The organism is Streptomyces sp. NPDC023838, assembly GCF_040639555.1.
In the GTDB taxonomy this organism is placed as follows: domain Bacteria; phylum Actinomycetota; class Actinomycetes; order Streptomycetales; family Streptomycetaceae; genus Streptomyces.
The window spans coordinates 78218-101119 of sequence record NZ_JBFAAD010000008.1; the positions used below are offsets into that span (position 1 = coordinate 78218).

42 protein-coding genes are annotated in these 22902 nt (G+C 71.8%); 41 read left to right on the forward strand and 1 reads right to left on the reverse strand.

The genetic code is table 11. The annotated features are described in order from the left end of the window. Window positions 1-106 precede the first annotated feature (106 nt). From AB0G17_RS12835 to AB0G17_RS12930, 20 genes are all read left to right on the forward strand, one after another. Entirely contained in the window at window positions 107-376 is a 270-nt protein-coding gene (locus tag AB0G17_RS12835; RefSeq protein ID WP_361380059.1) for a helix-turn-helix domain-containing protein, read from the forward strand. 79 nt (window positions 377-455) lie between these two features. Beyond that, complete coding sequence (locus AB0G17_RS12840; protein ID WP_361380062.1) at window positions 456-935, forward strand: hypothetical protein; 480 nt, start codon at window positions 456-458, stop codon at window positions 933-935. Next, window positions 935-1240: a hypothetical protein gene (locus tag AB0G17_RS12845; protein ID WP_361380065.1), complete on the forward strand. Its 306-nt coding sequence runs from the start codon at window positions 935-937 to the stop codon at window positions 1238-1240. Before AB0G17_RS12840 ends, AB0G17_RS12845 begins: the two co-directional genes overlap by 1 nt. Beyond that, the gene (locus AB0G17_RS12850) at window positions 1237-2040 is read left to right on the forward strand and encodes a hypothetical protein (RefSeq protein WP_361380068.1); all 804 of its coding nucleotides are present in this window, start codon (window positions 1237-1239) and stop codon (window positions 2038-2040) included. Before AB0G17_RS12845 ends, AB0G17_RS12850 begins: the two co-directional genes overlap by 4 nt. Continuing rightward, entirely contained in the window at window positions 2040-2294 is a 255-nt protein-coding gene (locus AB0G17_RS12855; protein WP_361380071.1) for a hypothetical protein, read from the forward strand. The genes AB0G17_RS12850 and AB0G17_RS12855 overlap by 1 nt, the downstream gene beginning before the upstream one ends. Further along, entirely contained in the window at window positions 2291-2950 is a 660-nt protein-coding gene (locus AB0G17_RS12860; protein WP_361380074.1) for a hypothetical protein, read from the forward strand. The genes AB0G17_RS12855 and AB0G17_RS12860 overlap by 4 nt, the downstream gene beginning before the upstream one ends. Further along, complete coding sequence (locus AB0G17_RS12865; protein ID WP_361380077.1) at window positions 2947-4002, forward strand: lambda-exonuclease family protein; 1056 nt, start codon at window positions 2947-2949, stop codon at window positions 4000-4002. The genes AB0G17_RS12860 and AB0G17_RS12865 overlap by 4 nt, the downstream gene beginning before the upstream one ends. Then, window positions 3999-4778, forward strand: coding sequence for an ERF family protein (locus tag AB0G17_RS12870; protein ID WP_361380080.1), 780 nt, complete (start codon window positions 3999-4001; stop codon window positions 4776-4778). The genes AB0G17_RS12865 and AB0G17_RS12870 overlap by 4 nt, the downstream gene beginning before the upstream one ends. Then, window positions 4778-5077 (forward strand): hypothetical protein, encoded by a 300-nt coding sequence (locus AB0G17_RS12875; protein ID WP_361380083.1) that lies wholly within the window; start codon window positions 4778-4780, stop codon window positions 5075-5077. Before AB0G17_RS12870 ends, AB0G17_RS12875 begins: the two co-directional genes overlap by 1 nt. A 56-nt stretch (window positions 5078-5133) precedes the next feature. Next, a complete protein-coding gene (locus AB0G17_RS12880; protein ID WP_361380607.1) occupies window positions 5134-5376 on the forward strand; it encodes a WhiB family transcriptional regulator in 243 nt (80 codons plus the stop codon). Next, window positions 5373-5810: a helix-turn-helix domain-containing protein gene (locus AB0G17_RS12885; protein WP_361380086.1), complete on the forward strand. Its 438-nt coding sequence runs from the start codon at window positions 5373-5375 to the stop codon at window positions 5808-5810. The genes AB0G17_RS12880 and AB0G17_RS12885 overlap by 4 nt, the downstream gene beginning before the upstream one ends. Further along, window positions 5807-6133, forward strand: a complete 327-nt coding sequence (locus AB0G17_RS12890; protein WP_361380089.1) for a WhiB family transcriptional regulator — start codon at window positions 5807-5809, stop codon at window positions 6131-6133. Before AB0G17_RS12885 ends, AB0G17_RS12890 begins: the two co-directional genes overlap by 4 nt. Then, complete coding sequence (locus AB0G17_RS12895; protein WP_361380092.1) at window positions 6130-6366, forward strand: hypothetical protein; 237 nt, start codon at window positions 6130-6132, stop codon at window positions 6364-6366. The genes AB0G17_RS12890 and AB0G17_RS12895 overlap by 4 nt, the downstream gene beginning before the upstream one ends. A gap of 101 nt (window positions 6367-6467) precedes the next feature. Further along, entirely contained in the window at window positions 6468-7370 is a 903-nt protein-coding gene (locus AB0G17_RS12900) for a hypothetical protein (RefSeq protein ID WP_361380095.1), read from the forward strand. Then, complete coding sequence (locus AB0G17_RS12905) at window positions 7367-7639, forward strand: hypothetical protein (protein WP_361380098.1); 273 nt, start codon at window positions 7367-7369, stop codon at window positions 7637-7639. Before AB0G17_RS12900 ends, AB0G17_RS12905 begins: the two co-directional genes overlap by 4 nt. Before the next feature lie 47 nt (window positions 7640-7686). After that, entirely contained in the window at window positions 7687-8349 is a 663-nt protein-coding gene (locus AB0G17_RS12910) for a hypothetical protein (protein WP_361380102.1), read from the forward strand. A gap of 112 nt (window positions 8350-8461) precedes the next feature. Then, window positions 8462-8662, forward strand: a complete 201-nt coding sequence (locus AB0G17_RS12915) for a hypothetical protein (RefSeq protein ID WP_361380105.1) — start codon at window positions 8462-8464, stop codon at window positions 8660-8662. Continuing rightward, a complete protein-coding gene (locus tag AB0G17_RS12920; RefSeq protein ID WP_361380108.1) occupies window positions 8659-8997 on the forward strand; it encodes a hypothetical protein in 339 nt (112 codons plus the stop codon). Before AB0G17_RS12915 ends, AB0G17_RS12920 begins: the two co-directional genes overlap by 4 nt. A 145-nt stretch (window positions 8998-9142) precedes the next feature. Then, window positions 9143-9310 (forward strand): hypothetical protein, encoded by a 168-nt coding sequence (locus tag AB0G17_RS12925; protein WP_361380111.1) that lies wholly within the window; start codon window positions 9143-9145, stop codon window positions 9308-9310. A gap of 94 nt (window positions 9311-9404) precedes the next feature. Next, the gene (locus AB0G17_RS12930; protein WP_361380114.1) at window positions 9405-10106 is read left to right on the forward strand and encodes a hypothetical protein; all 702 of its coding nucleotides are present in this window, start codon (window positions 9405-9407) and stop codon (window positions 10104-10106) included. Between the two features lie 51 nt (window positions 10107-10157). On the opposite strand, the gene AB0G17_RS12935 is transcribed toward AB0G17_RS12930, so the two are convergent. Continuing rightward, window positions 10158-10415 carry a hypothetical protein gene (locus tag AB0G17_RS12935; RefSeq protein ID WP_361380117.1) on the reverse strand — a complete coding sequence of 86 codons (258 nt, stop codon included), beginning with the start codon at window positions 10413-10415 and terminating at the stop codon, window positions 10158-10160. Window positions 10416-10557: 142 nt separating this feature from the next. Between AB0G17_RS12935 and AB0G17_RS12940 the strand changes: the two genes are divergently transcribed. From AB0G17_RS12940 to AB0G17_RS13040, 21 genes are all read left to right on the forward strand, one after another. Then, entirely contained in the window at window positions 10558-10854 is a 297-nt protein-coding gene (locus AB0G17_RS12940) for a hypothetical protein (RefSeq protein WP_361380120.1), read from the forward strand. After that, a complete protein-coding gene (locus AB0G17_RS12945; protein WP_361380123.1) occupies window positions 10851-11171 on the forward strand; it encodes a hypothetical protein in 321 nt (106 codons plus the stop codon). Before AB0G17_RS12940 ends, AB0G17_RS12945 begins: the two co-directional genes overlap by 4 nt. 57 nt (window positions 11172-11228) lie before the next feature. Further along, window positions 11229-11960, forward strand: a complete 732-nt coding sequence (locus AB0G17_RS12950; RefSeq protein ID WP_361380126.1) for a DUF2637 domain-containing protein — start codon at window positions 11229-11231, stop codon at window positions 11958-11960. Beyond that, window positions 11960-12493 carry a hypothetical protein gene (locus AB0G17_RS12955; protein ID WP_361380129.1) on the forward strand — a complete coding sequence of 178 codons (534 nt, stop codon included), beginning with the start codon at window positions 11960-11962 and terminating at the stop codon, window positions 12491-12493. The genes AB0G17_RS12950 and AB0G17_RS12955 overlap by 1 nt, the downstream gene beginning before the upstream one ends. Then, the gene (locus tag AB0G17_RS12960; RefSeq protein WP_361380132.1) at window positions 12490-13002 is read left to right on the forward strand and encodes a hypothetical protein; all 513 of its coding nucleotides are present in this window, start codon (window positions 12490-12492) and stop codon (window positions 13000-13002) included. Before AB0G17_RS12955 ends, AB0G17_RS12960 begins: the two co-directional genes overlap by 4 nt. Continuing rightward, window positions 12999-13769, forward strand: a complete 771-nt coding sequence (locus AB0G17_RS12965; protein WP_361380135.1) for a hypothetical protein — start codon at window positions 12999-13001, stop codon at window positions 13767-13769. The genes AB0G17_RS12960 and AB0G17_RS12965 overlap by 4 nt, the downstream gene beginning before the upstream one ends. Window positions 13770-13846: 77 nt before the next feature. Further along, a complete protein-coding gene (locus AB0G17_RS12970) occupies window positions 13847-13984 on the forward strand; it encodes a hypothetical protein (protein ID WP_361380138.1) in 138 nt (45 codons plus the stop codon). Window positions 13985-13992: 8 nt separating this feature from the next. Next, window positions 13993-14373, forward strand: a complete 381-nt coding sequence (locus AB0G17_RS12975) for a DUF6221 family protein (protein ID WP_361380141.1) — start codon at window positions 13993-13995, stop codon at window positions 14371-14373. A gap of 240 nt (window positions 14374-14613) precedes the next feature. Beyond that, complete coding sequence (locus tag AB0G17_RS12980) at window positions 14614-14961, forward strand: hypothetical protein (protein ID WP_361380144.1); 348 nt, start codon at window positions 14614-14616, stop codon at window positions 14959-14961. Between the two features lie 14 nt (window positions 14962-14975). After that, window positions 14976-15257, forward strand: coding sequence for an HNH endonuclease (locus AB0G17_RS12985; protein WP_361380147.1), 282 nt, complete (start codon window positions 14976-14978; stop codon window positions 15255-15257). A gap of 2 nt (window positions 15258-15259) precedes the next feature. Then, window positions 15260-15703 carry an AAA family ATPase gene (locus AB0G17_RS12990; RefSeq protein ID WP_361380150.1) on the forward strand — a complete coding sequence of 148 codons (444 nt, stop codon included), beginning with the start codon at window positions 15260-15262 and terminating at the stop codon, window positions 15701-15703. Between the two features lie 246 nt (window positions 15704-15949). After that, window positions 15950-16201, forward strand: a complete 252-nt coding sequence (locus AB0G17_RS12995) for a hypothetical protein (protein ID WP_361380153.1) — start codon at window positions 15950-15952, stop codon at window positions 16199-16201. Next, on the forward strand, window positions 16158-17672 hold the full coding sequence (locus tag AB0G17_RS13000; RefSeq protein ID WP_361380156.1) for a terminase: 1515 nt from the start codon (window positions 16158-16160) through the stop codon (window positions 17670-17672). The genes AB0G17_RS12995 and AB0G17_RS13000 overlap by 44 nt, the downstream gene beginning before the upstream one ends. Further along, the gene (locus tag AB0G17_RS13005) at window positions 17666-17824 is read left to right on the forward strand and encodes a hypothetical protein (RefSeq protein WP_361380159.1); all 159 of its coding nucleotides are present in this window, start codon (window positions 17666-17668) and stop codon (window positions 17822-17824) included. The genes AB0G17_RS13000 and AB0G17_RS13005 overlap by 7 nt, the downstream gene beginning before the upstream one ends. After that, window positions 17821-19140: a phage portal protein gene (locus AB0G17_RS13010; RefSeq protein ID WP_361380162.1), complete on the forward strand. Its 1320-nt coding sequence runs from the start codon at window positions 17821-17823 to the stop codon at window positions 19138-19140. Before AB0G17_RS13005 ends, AB0G17_RS13010 begins: the two co-directional genes overlap by 4 nt. Further along, a complete protein-coding gene (locus AB0G17_RS13015) occupies window positions 19130-19870 on the forward strand; it encodes an HK97 family phage prohead protease (RefSeq protein ID WP_361380165.1) in 741 nt (246 codons plus the stop codon). The genes AB0G17_RS13010 and AB0G17_RS13015 overlap by 11 nt, the downstream gene beginning before the upstream one ends. Before the next feature lie 63 nt (window positions 19871-19933). Continuing rightward, window positions 19934-21196, forward strand: coding sequence for a phage major capsid protein (locus AB0G17_RS13020; protein ID WP_361380168.1), 1263 nt, complete (start codon window positions 19934-19936; stop codon window positions 21194-21196). A gap of 43 nt (window positions 21197-21239) precedes the next feature. Beyond that, on the forward strand, window positions 21240-21629 hold the full coding sequence (locus AB0G17_RS13025; RefSeq protein WP_361380171.1) for a hypothetical protein: 390 nt from the start codon (window positions 21240-21242) through the stop codon (window positions 21627-21629). After that, complete coding sequence (locus AB0G17_RS13030) at window positions 21629-21889, forward strand: hypothetical protein (RefSeq protein ID WP_361380174.1); 261 nt, start codon at window positions 21629-21631, stop codon at window positions 21887-21889. The genes AB0G17_RS13025 and AB0G17_RS13030 overlap by 1 nt, the downstream gene beginning before the upstream one ends. Then, a complete protein-coding gene (locus AB0G17_RS13035) occupies window positions 21867-22427 on the forward strand; it encodes a hypothetical protein (protein WP_361380177.1) in 561 nt (186 codons plus the stop codon). Before AB0G17_RS13030 ends, AB0G17_RS13035 begins: the two co-directional genes overlap by 23 nt. Beyond that, window positions 22427-22891: a hypothetical protein gene (locus AB0G17_RS13040; RefSeq protein ID WP_361380180.1), complete on the forward strand. Its 465-nt coding sequence runs from the start codon at window positions 22427-22429 to the stop codon at window positions 22889-22891. Before AB0G17_RS13035 ends, AB0G17_RS13040 begins: the two co-directional genes overlap by 1 nt. The last annotated feature ends 11 nt before the right edge of the window (window positions 22892-22902 follow it).

Sequence of the window (22902 nt, forward strand, 5' to 3'; positions counted from 1 at the left end):
TGGCAATTGCCAGACGGCTTGGAGTCGACGAACTGGTTCTGTGGGCGCCCACCGGGCGCACAACCCCGGCACCGGATGACACCGGCGCACTCGCGGCGGCCGCGTCATGAGCCGGCGCTACACGTACCCCGAGGCGGCCGCAGAGCTGCGCGTCGAGGAGTCGTGGCTCCGCAGGCACATCAAGCGCCTGCCGCACAGCAAGAAGGGGCGCGTCGTCACCTTCTCGGACGCGGACCTGGAGCGCATCGACGCGATCCACCACCACGAGCCGACGACCGGCCCTCTGGCCGCCGTCCCCGCGCCGTCGGGCGGCGCGCACCCGCTGGCGTCCCTGCGTCCGTTGCCGCGTCGCGGCGCGGTCCAGCGCGTCGGCTGATCAACCAAGCGGGGCCGCCCGGACCGGGCCTGGTCCAGGAAGCCCCTCGGCACCTCATCCACACGAGAAACGAGGAACCGTGAACACCAAGACTATCCACCGCCCGCCTGAGCAGGACTACTCGGCGACGTCCGTCCCGACCGGCGCCCGGCGCCCGGTCCTGGTCACCGGGATCACCATCCCCCGGCCGACGACCGTTCCGGCGGTCCTGCTCGGCGCGGCACGGATCCTGCGGCTGACCGGCCTGTGGCAGGGCGACTACCTGCTCGACCCGTGCGACCGCGAGGTCAGCCGTGACGAACTGCCGCACTCGCAGCGGCCAATGAGCATCGTCGCCGCGATCAAGTGCGCGGCCACCGGTGACCCGCATCGCGAGTGCCAGCTCGCGGACACGGCGATCGGGGTCGTGGCGCTGACGATCGCCCCCGAGCCCCCGTACGGGGACATCTTCTCGCTGGAGTCGATCGTCGAGGAGTGGGGCGACGCCGAGGGCCGTACAGCTGAGGCGGCCGTCACGATTCTGACGGCGGCGGCTGACGCGAGCGAGGTGTCGCTGTGATGCGTGCCTGCGACTTCTGGACCACGTCAGGAACTGTCGAGTCGGCCCCGTTCCCGATCGCGTCCCTCCGCCTGCGGCCGAGCCGTGACCCGCGCGCCAACGAGTTGCAGATGATGTTCCCGTCCGGCATGCGCGTCGATGAGCAGCTCGCGGTCGCGGACCGGGTGCTCGCGGGAGTGCAGCGGTGGCGGGACCAGATTGCCGAGGTCGCTGACCGGCAGCGCACCGCTGCTGACGAGCTTGCCGCTGCCCGTGAGGAGATCGCCCGTCTGAAGGCGGAGCGTGAGGGTGGTGGGGACGCATGAGCGCCCCGCTGGTGGTGAACACGCGGGACGGCGCCGTGTGGACGCGGCGTGCGGTGACCCGCGACGGGGTTGCGCTGTATGCGCTGGCTGATGTGTGCCGGTGCCCGGAGTACGTGATGGCGACGCTGGTCGAGCTGGCCGAGCGGGGCATCGTCGGGTCGGCGGATGCGCTGCCGGTGCCGATGGGTGCCCAGGAGGATCAGCGGACCGAGCTGGCTCGGCTGCGGGCGGAGCGCCACGAGACGAACGCCGCCCTCGCCGAGGTGACGCTGGCGCTGCGGGCGGCCGAGGCCGAGCGGGACGCATGGCGAGACCAGCGGAACGACGTCTTCGCGACGAACGTGCAGCTGCACGCCCGGGTCGAGGAGTCGGGCGAGGCACGGCTCCGGGCGGAGAACGAGTTCCGCGTCGCGGTGCGGGAACTGGCCCAGCTGCGAGCCCGGCTGGGTGACGGGGCGACGCCTCCGGTCGCCGTGCCGTTCCCGCCCCGGGGCGCGCGCTGCGCCTGCGGCCACTCGGGAGCCGACCATCACCACGCGGGTACCGCCTGCTGGGGGGAGCTGTCCCGGTTGCGGGCGGCGGACGGCACGGTCGGCCCCGTCCGGCTCTGCGACTGCACGGCGTTCGAGTCGGTCAGCGTCGTCATCGAGCCGGACAGCACGCGGTTCATCGAGTCCACAACCAAGCTGCGCCAGCTCCTCGTGAGGCCGCGTGCCGCCGTCGAGGACCCGCACGACTCGCCGCTGCACCACCCGTACGAGCTCGGCCGCGACCTCCCGGAGCCGGGGGTGTCGTCGTGATGGTCCTTCGCTGCATCGCGATCGCCCTCGTCCTGTACGGGCTGGCCGTCGCGCTCGTCTTCCGCATCCTCCCGGCCGTGGCTCAGGCCGTGGCCGACCATCTGCCCGCCGGTCTGCGCCCGCGCACGGACGGACGGCCCGCGCCCTCGTCCGGCCGAAGTGCCGCCGACATCCGCCACCCGGCCATGGTCGCGACCCGCGCCTACCTGGCCGCTCACCCGCTGCCGATGCAGCGCCGCCGGAGGATGCCGTGAGCAACGACGCCAGGTACGCGATCTACGTGTTGCTCGGGGGCGGTCCCATCGAGCCCGCCGCACGGACAGCGGCGCTGGACGCGATGCAGGCCGCCGACTTCCGCGAGGGCGCCGACCACATCGCGGCCCAGGCGGACCAGCTGTGGGCGCCCGGCCGCACCGCGCACACGGTAATGCACGCCGACGCCGCCGAGCTGCGCCGCATGGCCGACGAGTTGGAGGCACACGCCCGCAAGGCCGAGCCCGCAGCGATGCCCCTGGCCGTGTTCTGGGACCGCTTCGTGATGGGCCCCTCCGGCGACACCGACGACGAGAACACGCTCATCCCATGCATGAGCGCTGACGGGCAGCCCGTCGCACTGGTCCTCGACGACGAGCTGCGGCTGCGCCTCGCCGTCCAGCTCGCCGGACCCGGCCATCGGTCCCTGCTGGCCGTACGGCTCGCCGTGCTCGCCCGCGAGATCGACCGAGTCGGCGGGCAGTGGACGACGCGCCGCGCGCAGCGGTTCTACCGCTCGATCGGGATCCACACGCCGACGCGTCAGGCGGCCCGGGAGGACCTCAAGGCCCTGCACCGGATCGGGTTCCTCCAGTCCCACGGCGCGGCGAACCGGCACTACTACACGCCCGCGCCGCAGGGCGGTGGTGCCGGATGAAGACGACCGAGCAGGCCGGGACCACCACGGTCCCGGCCGCCGGCCGCCGGGTCACCCCGACCGGCCGCCTCATCCTCTCCGCCGACGCCGACCGTGACGCCTGGCTCACCGCCCGGCGCTCGGGGATCGGCTCCTCGGACATGGCCGCGATCCTCGGCCTGAGCCGTTACGGCAACGCGCTGTCGGTCTACCACGACAAGACCGGCGGGCTGCCGCTGGAGGGCGACGACTCGGAACCGGCCCTGTGGGGGCGGCTGATGGAGGAGACGGTGGCCCGCGAGTGGGCGCGCCGCAACCGGTCCGTCGTCCAGCGCGTCGGCCTGGTCGCGAACACGGACCGGCCGTGGCAGATGTGCACCCTTGACCGGCGCGTGCTGAAGTGCCCGGTCTCGGCGACGACGCGCGAACGCTGCGCCGTCGAGGTCAAGTGCCGCTCGGCGTTCAAGGCGCCGCAGTGGCGCACCGGCTGCCCCGACGACGTCCTCGCGCAGGTGCTCCACCAGATCGACGTGTGCGGCTACGCGCACCTGCACGTCGCCTGCCTGATCGGCGGCAACGACTACCGGCAGTTCACCGTGTACCGCGCCGAGCACGAGCAACTGATCGCGGACCTGCGAACCGCGGGGGCACGGGCGTGGCAGCAGATCACCGAGCGGCGCCCGCCGGTCCTGCCCGCCGACGCCGACCCGGATGTCCTGCTCGACCTGTACGAGCAGCTGCACCCGGAGCGCGACGGATCGGAGGTCCACATCGACCGCGACGGTGACGTGCAGGACGCGCTCGCCGACTACCTGGACGCGGGGGCCGACGAGAGCGAAGCCGCCAGCCGGAAGAAGCGGGCGAAGGCACGCCTGGTCGGCGCGCTCGGCAAGGGCAGCGCCGCCTACCTCGGCGGCCACATCGCCTACGAGTACCGCGAGCAGTCCCGCGAGTACTGCGACACGTCCCGCCTGCGCGAGGAGCACCCCGAGGCGTACGCGGCCTGTGTCGAGGACCGGGTCTCGCGCCGCATCAACATCCCGAACGACGTACGAGAGGCGCACAAGGTATGACCACTCTCGCTGACCGGGCGGCGGCCGCCGCTGGCCGAACCGATTCCCCCACCACCCTCGACGCCGAACCGGACGCCGAGTACACCCCGGCTCCTTTGGAGGACCCCGGCATCCCCGAGCCCGGCCCAGACGGCCCCGAGCAGGTGCCCGTGTGGGTGGCTTGGTCCCGGGTCATGGGCGACGTCCGGGCCATCAGCAAGGGCAGCCTCTTCGGGGTGGCCGGCACGTCCAACAGCTACCGGTTCCGGGGGGTCGACGCGGCCCTGAACGCGTTCGGACCCGCTTGCCGCCTGCATGGCGTGCTCGTCCTGCCGATCCGCACCGAAACGGCGTACCGGGACGTGAAGACGTCGGGCGGGAAGAACTCCCGCGAGTGCACCGTCACGGTCACTTACAAGATCATGGGGCCGACCGGCGACAGCATCGAGGTGCAGTCCGCGGGCGAGTCGATGGACTCGGCCGACAAGGGCACCGCGAAGGCTCTGTCCACCGCGCTGCGGTCGCTGTTGTTCCTCGGGGGCCTGGTCCCCACGAATGACGCCGACCCGGACGCCTCCGGGATCGAGCGGGGCGAGGCGCCGGTCCGTACGGCTGAGTCGTACCGCGACGAGCAGCTCGACCCGGCGACGACGCCGAGCCGCCTCGACCAGATCCGCACCGAACTTCGCGGTCTCGGGATGCTGAACGCCCGGGTGCCGAACGAGGCGGGCGAGCTGGAGACGCTCGACTCGATCGGCGGCCGCATGTACCGCGCCCGTACGAGCGGGGGTGCGTGATGTTCGGCGCCAAGTCGCGGGAGATCGCCCGCCTCAGAGACCTAGTCCAGGTCCGAACCGACCAGCGTGACGACGCCCGCAAGCTCGCCGGTATCCACAGTGGCGCGCTGCATCGGGTTGCCACACAGAACGTGGATGCCGCATCCCGCCACCGGGCCGAGCTTGCCGCGAAGGACCGGCGGATCGCGGCGCTTCAGCGGCGCCTCGACGACGCCACCGGCCTCTCGAACCCGAGCCTCGACGCGGGCGCCCGCTGGCAGGAGCGGCGCGCAGACAAGCCGAGGAGCGTGGCGCAGTGACGCTCTTCGACCTCACCACTCCCGCGGCCGGGCAGACCCAGAGCCGCCCGGCCGCGGTGAGGCTTCAAGCATTCGTGCCGCCGACGGGGGTCACCCCCATGTGCGCGCAGACCGACCCGGAGATCTTCTATCCCGAGACGGGTGTCACCTGCCGCACGGCTAAGGCGATCTGCATGGCCTGCGACGCCCGTGCCGCGTGCCTGGAGTACGCGCTCACCCGGGGCGAGCGGTTCGGCGTCTGGGGCGGGCTGTCCGAGAGGGAGCGTCGCCACCTGCTGCCTGGGCAGGAGGCGGCGTGAAGATCCGATCTGACGTTGCCGAGATGCTGCGTGATGGCCTGACGGACACGCAGATCGCTGCCCGTGCCCACGTCTCACACCGCACAGTGGCCCGAGCCCGCCGTGCCCTCGACATCCCCAGATGCCGCGCCGGTGCCCGGTCCCCGGACACGCTGGAGCACGCCCTGCGCAAGCGGTGCCGCATCCTCGACGACGGCCACTGGGAGTGGGCCGGCCCCACGCACTCAGGGGGCTTCACGCACTTCAAGTTTCGTGGGACCCGCTACACCGCGCCCGTCGCCGCGTTCCTCGTGCGCTACCAGCGCGCCCCTGTCGGACTGGTCCAGGCCGTCTGCGGCATGCAGGGCTGCGTCGCCCCCGGCCACGTCGAGGACCGGCCGATGCGCGATCGCACCAACGACACCTACGCCGCGATTTTCGGCGGTGGCCGGTGAACCTCATCCCGCGTCATGCCCCTGACGCCGCTGATCCTCGTGACGACTGGCGCCACCACGGCGGGTGTTTGGAGCCCGCGCGCGTCGATCCCGAGGTGATGTTCCCCGGCCGGTATGACCCGCCGGCCATCCGCCGGGCCAAGACCATCTGCCTGGAGTGCCCCGTCAAGGCGGTGTGCCTCCGCTCAGCGATGGACGAGGAAGGCGGGAGCCGCCCGCAATCGCGCAGCGGCGTACGCGGCGGTCTCACGGAGCACGAGCGCAGCGCGCTCGCCCGGCGCCTTGGCCAGGGTCGCGCCCTCGGGAAGAGGGCAGCGGCGTGACCGGCGATCGGCGCCGCCGCGCCCCGCCGCCCGAGCCGCCCGCCTCCGGGCTCCTCGACTGGTCCGGCTCCTCGCACTGGGACTCCCGTCCGCGTCCCTGCCGCTACTGCGGCAAGCCCGCTCGGCTGCGCGACTCGAAGGGCTCCCCAGCGCACAAGGTCTGCGCCGAGGAAGTGCTCGCCCGTCGGGCAGCGGAAGCGGCTGAGGCGTACGAGAACGAGCGGTTGCACTGACCGGCGGGGCGGGCTCTTCCCCGCCCGCCCCGCGCTGATCAAGCACAAACGATTCCCCGCACCTTCGCGCGAAAGAGCACCGGTCGATGACGTGGTTCAAGGTGGACGACACCGCACACAGCCACCCGAAGATCCTTCGGGCGGGCAACGCTGCCGTGGGGCTGTGGATGCGGTGCGGCGCGTACAGCGCCATGCACCTCACGGACGGCGTCATCCCCGGCCCCATCGCCTCGATGTACGGGACCGCCCCGCAGGTGAAGAAGCTCGTCCAGGTGGGCCTGTGGCACGCCGCCGGCCACGGCTGCGCGCGCTGCCCTCAGCCGGGCGGGGACGACTTCGTGATGCACGACTTCGCGATCTACCAGCCGAGCCGTGACGAGGTCAGCGAGGGCCGGGAGAAGGCGGCCGCGAAGAAGCGCCGTCAGCGGGAAGAGGCCGCGAATCGTTCGCGAATCGGAGCCGATTCGGACTCGAATCGCTCGCGAATCGACGACGAATCGAGCTCGATTCACAGGCCCGTTTCTGACGAACTCCCAGGTCACAGCGACGTGTCCCGGGGGGACTCACCGGGGACTCGCGCGCGCGCGTCCCGACCCGACCCGACCCGTCCTTATAAGGGGGGTGATCGTAGAGAGCAGAGTGCAGGTAGTGGCACGCGCGCACAGACGCCTCTCTCTCAGATCCCTCCGGGCTGGAAACCGAACCCCGCCGACCACACCGCCGCAGCCGCCGACCTAACCCGCCTCGGCGCAGCTGCTGCCGCCACGGCCACCGCAAAGTTCGTACGCCACCACCAAGCCAAGGGCACCACCGCCGCCGACTTCGGCCCGCTCTGGGTGTCCTGGCTCGCCCGCGAACGCCCCGCCACGCAAGGCGCGTTCCTCGTCGGCCTGCCCGGCGGCGCCACCCCCACCCCGCCGAGCTTCCGCCAGCGCATGGCCGAGCTCGACGCCGCCGCCGAAGCCGACCGCGCCCGGGACCGCCAGGAAGGAACAGCCGGATGACGCCCGCCACCCGCCGCGCCCTCACCCACCACCTCACCCGCCTCGGCATCGACCCACGAGAGATCACCGCCATCACCGGCACGAAGGAGCACCACATGCCCGACACCGAGGAGCCCGCGGCGTGCGCGAAGTGCAGGCAGCCGTTCGACCCGGACGACGCCCGGTTCGACGGACACGCCAGGTACAGCCTCACGCCCTACTGCCGCCGCTGCATCGACCGCTGCCACGACACCGAGTCCGCCGACCACCGCTGCGTCATCTGCGCCTGACCGCCCGCCACTCGGTTCCACCCGACCCCGCACACGAGGAGCAGCACATGCCCGACCAGCCTGACGCCGACCGGGCCGGACTGCGCGCCCGCATCGCCGAGGCGCTACTCACCACCCGGCGCACCGACTACGAGGGCACGGCGGATCACCGGCATCACCGGTACGACGCCCGCTGCGCCCTGTGCGCCTACGACGTGGACGCGCTCGCCGACGCGGTGCTGGCCACCCTCCCCGCCGACGAGCCCACATGCATCTGCGGGCATCCGGAGCGGCTGCACTTCGAGGACGTCTGCATCACGGAGGTCACCGGCTGCGACTGTGGCGACTACCTGACTGGTGAGGGCGCCCGCGAGCGGCTCGCCCGACTTGTGGAGATCGCGAAGCGGATGCCTGCCGATCGGGCCGCGATCCTGCGCGAGGCCGCGAACGTGGCGGGCGAGTGCGCTGAAGAGCTGCGGGGCAGCGGCGGCGAGATGGCCCAGGACCGCGAGGCCGGTGCCGTCTACGTCAGCGAGCGCCTGTTCCGCATGGCCGACGAGGAGGAGCGGCCTGCGCCGGACCCCGAGGTCGTCCACGGCTGCCCGCCGGACGGCTCCGGCCTCACGCCGTGCTGCGGCCGGACTCCGTTCGAGCTGCCGCTCACCGACCGGATCAGCAGCGAGGCGCCCACCACCTGCCCGGGGCGCACGACCACCAGCGAGCCGCGGTGAGCACCCCGCCCGCTCCGCCCCCGCGTCCGCCGTGGGGGCCGATCGACCCGGACCGCATCCCGTGACCCGGCCACAGCTGCGACCACCACAACACGCCCTGGAGGAACGACCGATGACCACCCCGTGCCCCGCCCACTGTGGCCGCCAGCGTCACCCCAGGCAGTACCTGTGCCCCACCTGCTGGGACGCGCTCCCCACCCCGGCCAAGCGCGCCCTCGGCCGCCGCGGACCTCACGCCATGACTCGACTGCGTGAACTGCACAGGCAGATCGCCGCCGGTGTGCCGCTCGGCCAGATCGCGGTGACCCCGTGACGCCCGGCGAGTACGCCCGAGCCGCCGCGCTCTGGCTCCTCGGAATCGGACTACTGTCCCTCGCCACCCTCTACGCCCACGACGCCCTGTGGCCCCTCTCAGCCGCTCTCGGAGCCGGAGCGGGGCTCTGCGCCAACACCGCGCTGTACGTCAGCACACGGGCCGAGGAGCGGGCCGCACGGCCCACCGCAGCCGACCAGCCGCCCGCCGTCGCCGACGCGATCGACGGATGCGTCGCCGTCGCCGCAGCCTCCGCGTGCTGCGAAAAGTGGTGGACGTCCTGCGGATTCATGCACGAGGCCACCTGCCACCGCTGGCGCGAGACCGCACGATGACCGGCCAACCCCCGCCATGCCTGTGGGCCGAGGAGGGCTGCTACTGGTCCGACGCAGACCAGTACTGCCTCTGCTTCGACGACGACCTCGACCCCGACCTACCACCCACCCGACCCATGGTCGACGTCCCTGTTGGGGAGTACCTGTGACCGAACAGCCCGTACCGCCCGGCGTCGGCTACGAGTTCCGCGACTCGCTCCTCGTGCTCCTGTCCCGCGTACAACGCGGCGTGCAGTCCCCGGCCGAGGCGGACCTACTGCGCGCCCACGTCGAGCACCTGCTCGCCGAGTACGACCGGGCCGCCGCCCCCTGAACACAGCGATGGGGCGCGCCTCTTCGACCTCCCCAGGCCAGGCGCGCCCCATCCGGTGCGATCACCGTACCTGCCCACCGCCACGGAGCACACGATGACCACCACCCGCGCCGCCCTCCACCTCCTCACCCTCAGATGGACCGACCTCGCCAACACCCTCGGCACCCCCGCCGCTCACGCCTGGTACGGCGTCGGCATCCGCGCCCACCTCGCCGCAGCCACCGAACCCGACGAGCGCGACGCACTCCAGGCCGCCGCCGCACTGCGGGCCCTGGAGCGCAGCCCCGAGCAGATCGGCGCCCGACCGATCCCGCTCCGCCTCGACATCTACGAGGCGATGCGGGAGATCACCGTCGACATGCGGCAGTGCGCCGACGTAGTCGCGTCCCGCGCGCAGCTCGCCCCGATGGCCGCCGCCCCCCACGGGCTGGTGCTCTCCCCGACGAAGGCCGCCCGCCGCCGGCAGCGCGCCGCCGAGGACGCGGCCGACCCGCGACGCTGGCCCATCGGCACGACCGTGCGCGGCCTGGAATCCGCCGTCAACTGGCTCACCGCCCGAGTCACCGACCAGCCGGGCCCGTTCCGGCTCCTCGACGTCGACGACCACCACGTCATCCGCAACGCGACACGCACCGCGATCTGGCGGGCCGAGCAGGCCCTCGACCGAGGCGTTGACACCGCGCTCGCGCTCGCCCAGCCGTGCCCACGCTGCGGCGGGCAGGTAACCATGCAGGGCATGCGGGCGTCGTGCGGCGGATGCCGAGCGTCCTGGAGCGCCGCCCCGGCCGCCGCGTAGCAGCAGAGAGCCCCCGCCCGGGAAGGGGCGGGGGCTCACGTGTGCCGCGAGCTACTCCTCGGAGGCCGGGCGTTGAAGGTCGGTGCGCTGGCCCTGTCGAGACTTCCGCGTCGCGAAGTACGGGCGCGCGAGCCGATAGTCGACGGCCTTCGAGCGACCGACCGGCACTACGGGCGGGAAGTCCGGATCGGTCTCGGCGATCTTCGACACCCGCTGATGGGTGATCCTCTCGACGACTCCGTCAGCGACAAGCCGCCGCGCCAGCTCGCGGAACGACACCATGTCTGGCCCTCCTTCGGGCTCGGCCATGGGCACCATCTTCCCTCACCTCGTTGCCATATGGCAACGAGGTGACTACCGTGGGTCGGGCAACAACAAAGCCCCCGGCCCGGCGCTGGAACGCCATATGGGCCGGGGGTGCCCACCCCCAGCGATCACAGGAGCAGGCTCCATGGAGCCTACCCAGCACACCCAGACCGCAGAACCCCCGCCGGACCCGACCAGCGACACCACGAAGGCCCTGACCGCCATCGCCGACCGCCTCACCCGCGTCCGGCCCCACGCGGCCATGACCGAGGACACCCGCCTCGCCCGCGCCTGCGCCGAGAGCACCGAGCGGCACGGCTTCAGCCCCGAGGCCGAGGCACTGGAGCGTCAGCTCCTCGCGGTCATGCCGCGCGTCGGCGCCCCGATCACCCGCGGCGAGTACGCACTGCGCCTCCGCAAGATTCCGGCAGGTGCCCGATGATCCAGCCGACGGCCCAGGACGTCGCCGCGACCCTCGACAAGATCGCCGCCACCCTGGAGAACAGCTCCGGCCTGGACCCTGACGGCGCCGTACGCCTGATCATCTGGGGCAGCATCGACATGCCGTACCCCGACGACGACGAGGCGCCCGGCGCCGCCATGTTCGACGAGGTCGAATCCCTCATCGAGTGCTACATCGCCAGCGAGGACGGCCACGACCCGGGCGAGGGCATCGCCGGGATTGAGCCCGCCCGCGCCGCGGCTGCCGCCCGCGCCGAAGCCGCCCGCTGGCGAGGTATCGCCGCCCGCCGCCGCTGACCCGCCGACCGGCCCGGCCGTCAGCACGCCAGCGGCCGGGCCACCCCTGGAGCACCCATGAAGCGCCCCGACGCCGTCACGGCCCTCGCCGCCGGCGCCGCACTCGTCACCATCACCCTGACCGGAACCGCGTTCTGGCTCAGCTACGAGCACCTGCACGACATCGCTGACGTCAACGGCCTCTCCGGCCCCCGGGCATGGGCATGGCCCGCCACCATCGACCTGTTCATCGTCGCCGGGGAGCTGCTTGTGCTGCGCGCCTCCCTGCGCGGCGCAGTCGACTGGTGGGCCATCGCACTCGCCGCACTCGGCTCGCTCGGCTCCATCGCACTCAACGTCGCCGGGGTCGGCGCTCACGCATCCGTACTGGAATACGTCGTCGCAGCCATCCCGCCCACGGCTGCACTGATCGCATTCGGTGCACTCATGCGGCAGGTCCATGAGGCGCTGCGCCGCATCCCGGCCACACCCCAGCCCATCGCGGCCACCTTCGAGGAGGCCGCGGCCGAGGCCATCGAGACGGCCCTCCCGCCCCTGCCGCAGCGCCCCGCGCATCCGCCCCTGAGTGCAGCCGACTGCGCATCCGCCGCAGACCAGCGCCCGGCCGCAGTGGCCGAGCTCCACGCGCCCGACACGGACGCCGAGCTGCACGCAGCCGCACTCGCGCTCAACGCAGCCGCGCTCGCCGACACCGGCCGACCCGCCTCGCTGCGCCAGCTCCAGACCGAGCTGCGCATCGGCCAGCGCCGAGCCCAGCGCATCCAGGCGCAGCTCCCGAGGAGCGCATGATGAAGCCGAAGCCGATCACCCCGACGCGGATCATCCCGTCCGGCACTCCGCTGCCGCTCCCGGCTGCACCACCGCAGCCGCCACCCCCGCCAATGCCGCCGTTCGCATGGCCATGGCCCGACCCGCCCACCCCGGGCCCCGTTGAGGTGCACGTCGTTGTCGACGTGCTCCAGCGCGGTGCCCAGCCGATCGCGGTCGTCCCGGACGCGCCGCGCTGGGACTGGTCGTGGATGACCCGCCTCCTCGGCTGGCGCACCCTCACCGCCGGAGCCGCCGCCGTCCTCCTGCCGCTCCCGCCCGACGGACACGGGCCGGTTGCCACCTGGTCCGAAGTGCTGCACACCTGCCGGGCCGCGGCCAGCATTGGCGGCGCCTACGCCCTCGCCATCATCGGAGCCAGCGTCGCGCTGCTCCTCGACCAGCACACCGGCCGCTGGTGGGCGCGCCTGCTCACCCTCACCGCCCTGATCGGCGGCACGGGCGCCATGGGCTGGTACGACCCGGTCACCCTGGTTACGGGGGTGACACGGTGAACGCGGGCGCAGCGGGCCTGTCCCTCGCCGGGCTGGCCATCACCCTCGGCGTGCTCTACGCGAATATCAGGCCCTGGTGGAAGGGATCACGCGACCCCAAGCAGCTGGCCCCGTTCGGTCTCGGCGCGCTCCTCGGCGCCATGTCGACCATGTGCGCCGGGGGACTGCTCGGCTGGCTGTCCGGCTGCGCACCCCGCGTCGCCAACTCGACCGGGGACAAGGCCGTATCGGTCACCACCGGTAGCGCCAGCAGCGCCCCGCTTCCCCGCGGCTCGCTCGGCGCCCTCAGCCCGGACGGCGCGGTCATCGTTTTCCTCGCCACCGTCGTTGTGGTCCTCGCATGGCGGGCGGCCGGGAAAGCGGACAAGAAGCGCATCCTCGGCGGCGCATGGTGCGGAGCCTGCCTGTGCATCACCGCGGGTGTCGCCTCCCTCCTCAACAGTCTGCCCAGCCTGGTCAACCAGGCCGGTGCGCAGCTGCACGCGCTGGTCGCCGGGGGAGCACTGTGAGCCGCCTCGAACGCGCCGCGTCCCGCCTCGTCCACGGCGCCGCGCTCCTCGCCCGCCGCGTCACCGACCGCGCCGCCGCCTGGGTGCGCGCCGGACGTCGCCGGGACCTCACCGGATGGCAGGCCGAACTCGGCGTCTGGCTCCGCGCCGCGCTGCTCCTCGCCGGACTGTGGATCCTGTGGCGCATCGTCCGCGCCGCCCCCGCCGTCCTGTGGGGCCTGGCCGCGCTCCTCGGCATCGCCGCGTGGCGCTCCGGCCGACCACTGCGCCCCAGTCCGGCACCGGCGGCGGCCGCCGTTGAGGAGCCCCTCCCGGAGGCCGACGACAAGCCCGTGCGAGCGGTCTCTGACGCCGAGCTGTTCGACCTCATTCGGCGGGCCGCCGGACGCGGAAAAGGCGCCCACCTCTCCACCCTCGCCGAGCGGCTCACCACGGCCACCGGTCAGGCCTGGACGACGGGCGACGTGCGGGCCGTCCTCGACCAGGCCGGGGTGCCCGTGTCCGGCAGCGTCCGGGGGCCCGACCGCCGGGTGTCCACGGGGGTCCGTCTGGACGCCCTCCCCGACCCCGCTCCGGCGCCGCCTGTAGCCCAGCCCGTAGCTGTAGTTGATGCAGGTCAGGATCCAGCTACAGGCGCAGCTACAACTACAGCTACAGCCGAGCTACGGGAGATCGCGGGGGTACGGATGGAGATCCGTAACGACCCCGAGCAGCCCGCGCGTACGCACGTCCGCGTGATCAAGACCGGCCGCCACTCGGCCACATGAACCCCGGGGCGGCCGACAGCTGCCAGGCATCCCGGCCGCCCCGGTCCCTATCCCGCACACGAGACAGGACCGTCATCATGGCACTGCGCCGCGACATCCCGACCGCGCCGGAGACCCGGCCCGACCCGAAGCACGCGACGACGTATCAGGCGTCGCGTGGTGGGCATTACCCGCCGGAGCCGAAGCCCGTCCCCGGCAAGCCGAAGGCGGGATGATGTCTCTCATGGATGATCTGGTGCAGTTCCTCCGCGACCGCCTCGACGAGGACGAGCGGGCGGCGCACGCCGCCCCAGGTCCATCGTGGGAGCGTCGTGAGATCCGCGACCACGACGGAAGCTTTGTGTTCGAGGAGTACGTTGCCGTTGCCGACCCGGGCCGGAACAAAGTGGTCCTGTCCGACGTCGACGCCGAGGTTCTGCCGTTCGTCCTGCGTCACGACCCGGCCCGCGTCCTCGCCGAGGTCGACGCCAAGCGGCAGCTGGTCGCTCGCGTTGAGAACCATGCTCTCCTCATGGGCCGCGACGAGATCCACGGCGATCTGCTCCGCCTGCTCGCCCTGCCCTACGCCGGCCACCCTGACTACCGCGAGGAGTGGCGGCCGTAGCCTCCGGGCTGCCACCCTGGAGTCTCGCGCCGGGTAGCGCCCGGCAGCGGCCCCGCCGCGCCCCCCTGACGCGGCGGGGCCTCGTAGTTGCATCCCGGACGATCAGCCCCCATCATGGGCCGCAGATCCGGCATGCCCGGAAACAACAGCCCCGCCACCGCGCGGGGCTTTGCCGTACCCCTCCCGCACCACCCCGGCCCGTGCCACCATCCCCCCACCACACGAGATCCAGGGGGGAACATGCGCACCATCCCGGCCACCGTCATAACCGCTGCTCTGCTCCTCGCGCTCGCCGCGTGCGGCAGCGACGACGACTCCAAGACGCAGCCGAGCAGCACCACTTCAGCGCCGACCACGGCGCCCGCGCTCTCCCACGCCGAGATCGTCGAGCGGTGCACGACCGCCGTCGCCGCGCTCCCGCCCGGCCCGAACGGCGAGGTACCGTCCACACCGACCCCGAAGCCGTGCATCGGCCTCTCGGACCACGACTACCTCGACGCGTACATGGACGGCATCGCGCAGTCGAACCAGCAGGGGCGCGACGCCCTGGAGGACGCCATCACCGCAGGAGCCGACGGCGGTCAGTAGACCGGGAGGTGGCCGTGGCCGGCATCCGCAACGGGCGCCCGTATCGCCGCCTCTGCATCCGGCAACGCGCCCTCGGCCTGCCGTGCTGGATCTGCGGCCACAACATCCCGTACGAGATCACCGGGCCAGAGGCCAGCCGACACCCGCTCGCCTTCACCCTCGACCACCTCGTACCTCTCAGCCGAGGCGGCGACCTCCTCGATCCGGCCAACGCGCGCTCGGCACACCGCCGCTGCAACAGCGCACGAGGGAACCGGACCACGATCAAGCAGGCCCGCGCATCCCGGAGATGGTGACCGTGGGCCTGATCGTCGTCACCGGCCCCCCGGCCGCCGGTAAATCCAGCTGGATCAAAGCGCACGCCCGGCCCTCGGACGTCGTGATCGACCTCGACCTCATGGCCCTGGCCATGGCCGGCCCCGGAGCAGACCACCACCGACACGACCCGACGCTGCTCCGCATCGTCCACCGTGCACGCCAGGCCGCCATCCACGAGGCCGAGCGACACCTCACCACCACCGACGTGTACCTGATCCACACCATGCCGCAGGCCAAGGCACGCGCGCGCTACCGCAGGCTCGGCGCCCGCATCGTGGTGGTAGACCCGGGCGAGGCCATCGTCCGTGCCCGCGTCAGGGACATGCGTGACCCTCAGATGGACGCTGTGGTCACGCGCTGGTACCGCGACCACCGCCGCGGCGGCTCACGCGCCGTCACGCCCCAAGCGTCGCGCGCTTGGTGAAGAACGAAGCGCAAAACGATCTTGGCTGAGCGGAGCCGCACGTTGTCCCGGCGCTCGGTCACATGGAGAGAGTGGATCAAAAGTTCAGCGACTTCCCGGGCGACCCAAACGCCCTTCGCGCCCGATTTTTTGCGCGGCCTAATTCCAAGATCCCACCTCCAGTGATTTAGCGACTCTCCGTAATCACCGCGAACCGAGTTCCAATGAATTAGCGCATGTCACGCACCGTGACGGGGGTGGTTGATCATGGTGGAAGACGAGACCCGCACCGAAATCGATCAGCTCGGCGCCGAGGCCGTCGCCCCCGGGCTCTGCGCGCTGGCCCTCTCCCTCGCCCGGTCCGCCGACACCGCCGAGGCACCGACCGCCCTGGCCGCGGTCGCCGCACAGCTGCGCGCAGTGATGGCCGACATCCGCAAACTGTCCCCGCCCGCGGTGAAGGGGGATGCCGTCGATGAGCTCACGTCTCGACGAGAGGGCCGCCGTCGCGGGGCATGAGGTGCGCGGCGTGCAGCGCCCGCGCATCTTCACCGCGCCGTCGTACAGCTCCAGCGCCGGGCAAGAGGCCGTGGAGCTGTCGGCCATGGCCGGTCTGATCCTGGACGACTGGCAGAAGTACGCGCTCCACGTGGGTCTTGGCGAGCGTCCTGACGGCTCGTGGTCGGCGTTCGAGGTCGCGATCAACGTTGCTCGCCAGAACGGGAAGGGCGGGATCATCGAGGCCCGCGAGCTGGCGGGCCTCTTCCTCCTCGGCGAGAAGCTGATCCTTCACAGCGCCCACGAGTTCAAGACCTCGGTGGAGGCGTTCCGACGGATCGTCGCGCTGATCACAAACACGGACAGCTTGCGCAAGCGGGTCAAGGCCGTGCGGCGGACGACCGGCGAGGAGGCGGTCGAGCTGCTGACCGGGCAGCGCCTGCGCTTTCTCGCCCGTAGTGGCGGCAGCGGCCGAGGCTTCACCGGCAACTGCAACATCCTCGACGAGGACATGATCCTGGGTGACGACGCCATGGGGGCGCTCATGCCCACGATGGCGGCCGTGCAGGACCCGCAGGTCTGGTACTTCGGATCGGCCGGCATCGGCTCCCCCTCCGTGCAGCTGGCACGGCTGCGGCGCCGGGCACTGGCCGCCATGGAGTCCGGGCAGCCTGACCCGTCCCTGGCCTACTTGGAGTGGTCGATCGACCCGCACGTGCGTGAGTGCGCCCCTGACTGCACCGACCACGACGACCCGCGGTCCCCGCTGTCTGTGGCCAAGGCCAACCCTGCGTTGGGCTACCGGCTCACGCTGGAGCACACCGAGCGCGAGCGGCTGACCATGTCGGAGGAGATCTTCAACAGGGAGCGGCTCGGCGTCGGCGACTACCCCTCCGACCAGGGCGACACGTGGTCGGTCATCGGTGAGGACGCCTGGCGGGCGCTGGCAGATGGGACAAGCTCGATGGCCGACCCGGTGGCGTTTGCCGTCGACACGACCCCTGAGCGGTCCCACTCGGCGATCTGTGCCGCCGGACGGAGCGGGCCCGCCGTCCACGTCGAGGTGGTGGACCACCGGCCGGGCACCGGCTGGGTCGTGGACCGGCTGATGGAGCTGGTGGAGAAGTGGGGCCCGTGCGCCGTGGTCATCGACGCCGGCGGCCCGGCCGCTTCCCTGATCCCTGCGATCCGCAAGGGGCTGGAGAAGCTCGGCCGGGAAGATTTGCTGATCGAGATGAAGACGCGCGAGGCGGCCGCGGCATGTGGGCAGTTCTTCGACGCGGTGTCCGAGCAGATGCTCGTCCACCTTGACCAGGCGCCGCTGGCGACGGCTCTGTCGGGCGCGGACAAGCGGCCGGTGGGCGACGGATGGGCTTGGGCCCGCAGGGGCGTGTCGGTCGATATCAGCCCCTTGGTGGGTGTCACGCACGCCGCGTGGGGGCTGGCTGAGCGGGCCGACGTGGAGCCGGAAGGGGCGCCGAACCTGTGGTGAATGCCCTGCTGTTGGCGCTGGAGATCGTGTTCGTGGCGGCCGTGGTGGCCGGGGTGGCCCTGTGGTCCGTGCCGGCCGCCCTCATCCTCGGCGGGCTGCTGGGTGTCGTGGTCGTAGAGCGGGCGCAGGCGAGCCGGAAGGGGACGACGTGAGCCTCTTCGGGCTGTTCGAGAGCCGCAGCGTGGAGAACCCCGCGGTGCCGCTGACGGCCGGGTCACTGGCCGAGCTGCTGGGTGCCGGCGCGCCGCTGGAGGCGGGCGTTGCGGTCAGTGAGACGAGCGCGCTGCACATGCCCGCTGTGTGGCGGGCCGTGTCGGTGGTTGCGAACGTGAGTGCCGCGCTGCCGCTTCATGTCTACACGGCGGGGACGAAGGACCGGGCGACGGTCGCGCTGCTGGATGATCCGCACCCCGAGCTGACGCGCTTCGAGCTGTGGCGGCTGGTGTACGTGCACCGGCTGCTCTGGGGCAACGCCTACCTCCAGAAGATCCGCAACGGAGCTGGCGTGATCGCGCAGCTGTGGCCGGTCCGCCCGGACCGGGTGAGGGTCGACCGTGAGCAGCCGAGCGAGGACAACCCCAGCGGCAAAGTCTTCTGGGTCACGGACGACAAGGGGCGCGTGGTGCGCCTGACTTCGCGGGAGATCCTGCACCTGCCCGCCCTGGGCTATGACGGGGTGACGGGCTGCTCACCGATCCGGGCCGCGGCGCAGGGCATCGCGCTAGGTCTGGCTGCGGAGAAGTCCGCGGCCCGCCTGTACGGGTCCGGCAACATGATCTCCGGGGTCCTCCAGACCGAGCAGCGCCTCAACCCGGACCAGGCCGCGCAGCTGAAGGCAAGCTGGAAAGCCAAGATGAGCGGGCATCAGGCCGCGCACGACGTCGCCGTCCTGGACTCGGGAGCGTCCTTCCACCCTGTGACGATGCCGTACCGCGACTCCCAGTTCCTGGAGTCGCGGCAGTTCCAGGTCGTCGAGGTCGCCAGGATGTTCGGGGTGCCGCTGTTCCTGCTGATGGAGACGCAGAAGTCGACCAGCTGGGGGACGGGGCTGGAGCAGCAAGCGCAGGGCTTCGTGACGTGGGATCTCGCCCCGACGTGGCTGACGCCGACCGAGCAGCGTGTCACCAAAGAGCTGCTGTCGGCGTCGCAGTACGCCAAGTACGCGCTCGGCGGCCTGCTGCGCGGCGACAGCTCGGCGCGCGCCACCTTCTACCGGGCGATGCGGGACACCGGGGCGTACTCGGCGAACGACATCCGCGACCTCGAAGACTTGACGCCGATCGGGCCCGAGGGTGACATGCGGCTCCAGCCGCTGTACATGGCTCCGCTGGGCACGGACCCGACCGTGAAGACGGCCGCGCCGCCTCCCTCTGCGGATGCGGCGGCGCGCGCGGCCGAGCACCTGACCGCGGCTACCGAGCTGCTGAGCGGATCCCACCGGCAGGAAGGCGAGGACGATGAGGACTGAGGAGCGACGCGACCTCACCCTGGCCACGGCCGGGGTGGAGATCCGCGCAGACGGCGGCGCGCCCGCATTCACCGGGCACGCTGCCGTCTTCAACAGCCGAACCGCCATCGGCAATCCGTTGAGCTGGGGTTTCTACGAGGAGATCGCCGCGGGCGCGTTCTCGAAGACGCTGGCCGAGGGCGACGCCCGGATGCTCGTTGACCACGACACCCGCATGGTGGTGGCCCGGGTCTCGGCCGGATCGCTGCGCCTGTCCCAGGACGAAATGGGGCTGGCGGTCGATGCGGACCTCTACACCGAGTTGTCGTACGTCAACGACCTTGTGGTGAACCTGCGTAACAAGAACATCACCGGCATGAGCTTCGGGTTCCGGGTGGTCAAGGACGAGTGGCAGCCGCTGCCCGTCGAGACCGTGGACGGCAACACCGTGGAGGCGGAGCTGCGGATCATCCGCGAGGTGCAGCTCTACGAGGTCTCGGCCGTGACCTTTCCCGCCTACGAGGACACGGACGCCGGCCTGCGCTCGGTCGGCGTGGCGCTGGCTGCTCGCGGCAGTGACGACGCATTCGACCGCCGGGCGAAGTACCGGCCCGAGCTCAATGACTTCCGCCGCGAGCCGGGCCCCGCGCCCACTCGCGGCGACGACGCAACCCAGCCGGGAGAGACCACTGGGGGCCGTCAGGCGATGCGCATGGAGGCGCTCGCCGCCCGCTACCTGCTCGCGCGGTAGCCGCTCTCACAACCCCCCTGCCCCTCGCCGTTGGCGCTGGGGCTCTTCGTGCTGGGAGGCACCATGCCCAACCTTCAGAGCCTGCTCGACAAGCGGGCTACCGCCTGGGCTGCGGCCCAGGAGTTCCAGTCGCGCGGCGACGACAAGCCGCTGTCCGCAGAGGACCGGCAGGCGTGGGACGCCGCGCTGGCCGACGTCGAGCAGCTGTCCGCAGAGATCGAGACCGAGCAGCGCCACGCGGCGCTGGCGTCCGTGGACTACTCCCAGGTCATCACTGCCGGGGGCGACTCCGAGGAGGCCGAGGAGGCGCGCGCCCGCCACGGCGGCGAGGACGGCGTGAAGGCGTACAACAACGCCTGGCGGTCCTGGATGCGCGACGGAAGCCAGGACCTCACCAGCGAGGAGCGCGGCATCCTGCGCACCGGCTGGTTCGACGGCAAGGAGCTGCGCGCCGCCGGCGTGGCCACCGGCGCCGCTGGCGGGTACCTGGTGCCGCCCCCGTTCCGCGCCCAGATGGTCGAGACCATGAAGTTCTACGGCGCGATGCGCGAGGTCTCCGAGGCCATCACGACGGAGACCGGGGCGACGCTGCCGTGGCCGACGAACGACGACACCGCGAACGTCGGCGCGATCCTCGCGGAGAACAGCCAGGTCACCGAGCAGGATGTGACGATCGGAACGAACGACGTCGGCGCCTACATGTACACGTCGAAGCTGGTCAGGGTCAGCCTTCAGCTGCTCCAGGACAACGCGTTCGACATCGAGAACTGGCTCGCCCGCAAGCTCGGCGAGCGCATCGGCCGCATCCAGAACACGCACTTCACCACCGGCACCGGCACAGCCCAGCCGGAGGGTGTGCAGACCAACGCGACTGTCGGCAAGACGGGTGCCACCGGGCAGACCACCTCGGTCACCTACGACGACCTGATCGACCTCATCCACTCCGTGGACCCGGCCTACCGCAACTCCGGGCGCGTCCAGTTCATGTGGGCCGACTCCACCCTGGCCACCGTCCGCAAGCTGAAGGACACCCAGGGGCGCCCGCTGTGGGAGCCGTCGGTGCAGGTCGGCGTCCCTGACGGGGTGCTGGGCTACAACTACACCGTCAACCAGGACATGCCGGTCATGGCCGCCAACGCCAAGAGCATCCTGTTCGGCGACTTCGTCGCGGGCTACCTGATCCGCGACGTCCGCGACATCCAGACCCTGCGCCTGGCCGAGCGGTACGCCGACTACCTCCAGGTCGCATTCCTCGCGTTCTCGCGGGCGGACGGCACCCCGCAGGACTTCAGCGCCTACAAGGCCTACAAGAACTCCGCCACCTGATCAGGCAACCCCCGCCCGCCACGAGGCAGAAGGAGCGCGCGACATGGCGATCACGCCGAAGAAGGACGCCCCCGACACGGGGGTGCTGGAGAACACGCCGACACCCAAGGCCGCACAGCACGGAGACCACGACCGGATCGTCATGGCCTCGCGCCGGCCGGACGGGTCCATGGACCAGATCAACCCCGAGTTCATCGGCGACAAGGACATCGCCATCGCCGCGGCCAAGGAGCAGCTCGGTCAGCAGGCCGCGAGCGCCGTGGACACCGCGGCGCGCGGGGTCAGCGACGGGCCGGTCGACGAGGGCACAGGCTCGTCGGAACCCGATGAGGCGGTGGCCGCACTGAAGGCGGCCCAGGACAAGGCTGTAACGATCGCCGAGTCCCGGGCCGAGCGCGAGGTCAATGACCTGCACCAGGGGCTGGGTGACTGATGGCGCGCATCCGCATGCTGACCGGCGTGTCGGGTGACGGGTTCGTCTGGGAGCCGGGGCAGGTCGTTGACCTGCCCGGCCCCGAGGCGGCCGTGTGGGCGGACGGTCGCCGCGCGGTCATGGTCCGCGAGGAGCCGCCCGAGACGCCCGAGGCCGCAGCGCCCGAGAAGGCTCGCCGCGCCCCCGCCCGGCCGCGCGGTGGCGGCAGGACCACCCGGGCCCGGCAGGGAGGACGCGATGGCGCTGCTGACGCTGGCTGAGGCCAAGGCCCAGCTCGACATCCAAACGACAGCCGACGATGTGGAACTGCTCGCCTACATCGAAAGTCTGACCGCGGTCATCGAGAACTTGGTGGGCCCGGTGGAGCCTCGCACGGTGACCGAGACGATCCACGGCAACGGCAGTACGACCATGGTCCTAGGGCAGCGCCCCGTGCTGTCCCTCACGTCCCTGACGCCGATCCTCAGTGCCGGGCTGCCACTGGACGTCGCAGCCCTCGCCCTCGACCCGGGAACCGGCGAGTTGTCCCGGCTGGACGGGCGCTACTTCGGCGGCGGCCCCTGGACGGTGACCTACCAGGCCGGTCGGGCCGACATCCCGGCCACGATCAACGTCGCTGCCCGCATCCTGCTCCAGCACCTGTGGCGCACCCAGTACGGGGCGTCCCGGGCACTGGGTGGGGTCGGCGGCGGTGACGACTACTCCGTGAACGAGCCTGTTCCAGGTTGGGGCTACGCGGTGCCGAACCGGGTGCTCCAGCTGCTGGAGCCTTACAAGCTGCCCCCGGCGGTGGCGTGATGCTGACCTCGCGCGTACCGGCCGCGGTGGATGCCCTGCTGGCAACCCTGCGGGCGGCACCCGGCCTGGCTGGGGTGCGGATCGTGGACGGCCCGACAGCGGTGAACGTCACCGACCGGGACCTGATTTTCGTGGGGTGGCAGCCCACGGCCGAGGCGGCGGTCAGCCTGAACCAGTCGTTCGCCAGCGCGGGCGCCCGGACGCGTGACGAGGCGTTCGACATCTCCTGTTACGCCGAGTCCCGCGCGGGCGACAAGGACATGGCCTTGCGCCGCGCCCGGGTCTTCGCGATGGTCGGCGAAGTCGAGGCCGCCCTACGCGCCACCGACGCGGCGCCGACAGCACCCACGCTGAACGGCGCTGTCCTGTGGTCGGAGCTCACCGTGGGCAGCCTCGCGCAGTTCCAGGCTGAGGGCGCCATGGCCGGTCTCGCCTTCACCGTCGCCTGCCGGGCCCGTATCTGATCACCCCTATC

Coding starts and splice junctions, on each gene's coding strand:
- AB0G17_RS12835 (WP_361380059.1), top strand. CDS start 107: ATGAGCCGGCGCTACACGTACCCCGAGGCGGCCGCAGAGCTGCGCGTC.
- AB0G17_RS12845 (WP_361380065.1), top strand. CDS start 935: ATGCGTGCCTGCGACTTCTGGACCACGTCAGGAACTGTCGAGTCGGCC.
- AB0G17_RS12850 (WP_361380068.1), top strand. CDS start 1,237: ATGAGCGCCCCGCTGGTGGTGAACACGCGGGACGGCGCCGTGTGGACG.
- AB0G17_RS12855 (WP_361380071.1), top strand. CDS start 2,040: ATGGTCCTTCGCTGCATCGCGATCGCCCTCGTCCTGTACGGGCTGGCC.
- AB0G17_RS12865 (WP_361380077.1), top strand. CDS start 2,947: ATGAAGACGACCGAGCAGGCCGGGACCACCACGGTCCCGGCCGCCGGC.
- AB0G17_RS12870 (WP_361380080.1), top strand. CDS start 3,999: ATGACCACTCTCGCTGACCGGGCGGCGGCCGCCGCTGGCCGAACCGAT.
- AB0G17_RS12875 (WP_361380083.1), top strand. CDS start 4,778: ATGTTCGGCGCCAAGTCGCGGGAGATCGCCCGCCTCAGAGACCTAGTC.
- AB0G17_RS12905 (WP_361380098.1), top strand. CDS start 7,367: ATGACGCCCGCCACCCGCCGCGCCCTCACCCACCACCTCACCCGCCTC.
- AB0G17_RS12910 (WP_361380102.1), top strand. CDS start 7,687: ATGCCCGACCAGCCTGACGCCGACCGGGCCGGACTGCGCGCCCGCATC.
- AB0G17_RS12915 (WP_361380105.1), top strand. CDS start 8,462: ATGACCACCCCGTGCCCCGCCCACTGTGGCCGCCAGCGTCACCCCAGG.
- AB0G17_RS12930 (WP_361380114.1), top strand. CDS start 9,405: ATGACCACCACCCGCGCCGCCCTCCACCTCCTCACCCTCAGATGGACC.
- AB0G17_RS12935 (WP_361380117.1), bottom strand. CDS start 10,415: ATGGCCGAGCCCGAAGGAGGGCCAGACATGGTGTCGTTCCGCGAGCTG.
- AB0G17_RS12940 (WP_361380120.1), top strand. CDS start 10,558: ATGGAGCCTACCCAGCACACCCAGACCGCAGAACCCCCGCCGGACCCG.
- AB0G17_RS12945 (WP_361380123.1), top strand. CDS start 10,851: ATGATCCAGCCGACGGCCCAGGACGTCGCCGCGACCCTCGACAAGATC.
- AB0G17_RS12950 (WP_361380126.1), top strand. CDS start 11,229: ATGAAGCGCCCCGACGCCGTCACGGCCCTCGCCGCCGGCGCCGCACTC.
- AB0G17_RS12955 (WP_361380129.1), top strand. CDS start 11,960: ATGAAGCCGAAGCCGATCACCCCGACGCGGATCATCCCGTCCGGCACT.
- AB0G17_RS12970 (WP_361380138.1), top strand. CDS start 13,847: ATGGCACTGCGCCGCGACATCCCGACCGCGCCGGAGACCCGGCCCGAC.
- AB0G17_RS12975 (WP_361380141.1), top strand. CDS start 13,993: ATGGATGATCTGGTGCAGTTCCTCCGCGACCGCCTCGACGAGGACGAG.
- AB0G17_RS12980 (WP_361380144.1), top strand. CDS start 14,614: ATGCGCACCATCCCGGCCACCGTCATAACCGCTGCTCTGCTCCTCGCG.
- AB0G17_RS12995 (WP_361380153.1), top strand. CDS start 15,950: ATGGTGGAAGACGAGACCCGCACCGAAATCGATCAGCTCGGCGCCGAG.
- AB0G17_RS13000 (WP_361380156.1), top strand. CDS start 16,158: ATGAGCTCACGTCTCGACGAGAGGGCCGCCGTCGCGGGGCATGAGGTG.
- AB0G17_RS13015 (WP_361380165.1), top strand. CDS start 19,130: ATGAGGACTGAGGAGCGACGCGACCTCACCCTGGCCACGGCCGGGGTG.
- AB0G17_RS13020 (WP_361380168.1), top strand. CDS start 19,934: ATGCCCAACCTTCAGAGCCTGCTCGACAAGCGGGCTACCGCCTGGGCT.
- AB0G17_RS13025 (WP_361380171.1), top strand. CDS start 21,240: ATGGCGATCACGCCGAAGAAGGACGCCCCCGACACGGGGGTGCTGGAG.
- AB0G17_RS13030 (WP_361380174.1), top strand. CDS start 21,629: ATGGCGCGCATCCGCATGCTGACCGGCGTGTCGGGTGACGGGTTCGTC.
- AB0G17_RS13035 (WP_361380177.1), top strand. CDS start 21,867: ATGGCGCTGCTGACGCTGGCTGAGGCCAAGGCCCAGCTCGACATCCAA.
- AB0G17_RS13040 (WP_361380180.1), top strand. CDS start 22,427: ATGCTGACCTCGCGCGTACCGGCCGCGGTGGATGCCCTGCTGGCAACC.